Source organism: Streptomyces sp. NPDC059909 (genome assembly GCF_042730885.1).
GTDB lineage: Bacteria > Actinomycetota > Actinomycetes > Streptomycetales > Streptomycetaceae > Streptomyces.
Genome location: NZ_JBHWKX010000279.1, coordinates 1 through 1,014 on the forward strand (window position 1 = coordinate 1; position 1,014 = coordinate 1,014).

The 1,014-nt window shown below is 71.4% G+C and carries 1 protein-coding gene and 1 pseudogene; one reads left to right on the top strand and one right to left on the bottom strand.

Features of this window, described 5'->3' with window-relative positions:
• Nucleotides 1-268: pseudogene (locus ACFV9O_RS40840) on the bottom strand (amidohydrolase); the annotation flags it as partial.
• A gap of 351 nt (nt 269-619) precedes the next feature.
• Here ACFV9O_RS40840 and ACFV9O_RS40845 point away from each other — a divergent pair.
• Complete coding sequence (locus ACFV9O_RS40845; RefSeq protein WP_061441713.1) at nt 620-919, top strand: Atu4866 domain-containing protein; 300 nt, start codon at nt 620-622, stop codon at nt 917-919.
• Nucleotides 920-1,014 lie beyond the last annotated feature (95 nt).

Genomic DNA, 1,014 nt, shown 5'->3' on the forward strand with positions numbered 1-1,014 from the left:
CGAGGGTGGCCACCGCGCTCGGCACGTCGGCGGCGAGTTCGTCGGGCACCACCAGGAAGTCGGTGTTGTTGCCGGGCGTCAGCGTCGCGACGTACTCCGAGCGCCAGCCGCGGCCGCCGGCCAGGGCGACGGTGTCCACGACGGCGGGGACGATGGTCGTGCCCGTGCAGTCGACGACGATGGCGTTGTCGTCCTGCGCCGCGGTGATGATGCCGGGGCCGACGCCGACGATCAGGTCGCCGACGAACAGGATGTCGGCACCGGTCATGGTCCCGATCAGCGGCTTCCTCACGGGCGGGTCGCGGCTGCTCGGCCGTCACGGCAGCCGCATGACCACCAGGTTCGTCCGGCCGGACAAGCGGAACCAGGCCGCCGTGCACCCGGGTGCACGGCACCCACCCATGCCCGGCCGGAGGAGAGCGGAAGGGGCCGGCACCATGGCCGGCAGGGAGATGACGGGCACGGCACAGGCCCGGCGCAGAGCGTCCGGGGAATCTGTCCGCCCCGGCACGTCACTCCCGCTCCGTTCCGCGATCATGGGTGCAGGGCTCCCAGGAAGCCCGTACCCGGGGACGCGGCGGCCTGGCCACGTTCCGTCCATGGGGCCGAGAGTGAAGCCATGACCAGCAACGACACGCCTCGCGCTCCGCACCCGTACGTCGGGATGTGGGTGACCGCGGACGGATTCATCCGCCAGGAACTACTGCCGAACGGCCGCTACGACGAGGCCCGCGGACGGCGTCGGAGTGCCTACACCGGCCGGTACACCGTCAGCGGCAACCACATCGACTACGTCGACGACACAGGTTTCACCGCCACGGGGGACGTTCGTGACGGCGTTCTCTTCCACGAGCATCTGGTGCTCTACCGTGAGGGCGATCAGCGCGTCCGGCGGGAAGGTACGGGGTCGCGCGGCTGAGGGACCTGATCCTGGTTTCCCGTGGGGCCGTCGGTTCCGGGCGGCGACGCCGGGAACGGGCGGCCGACGGTACGAGGCACGGTTGCCCTCACCGG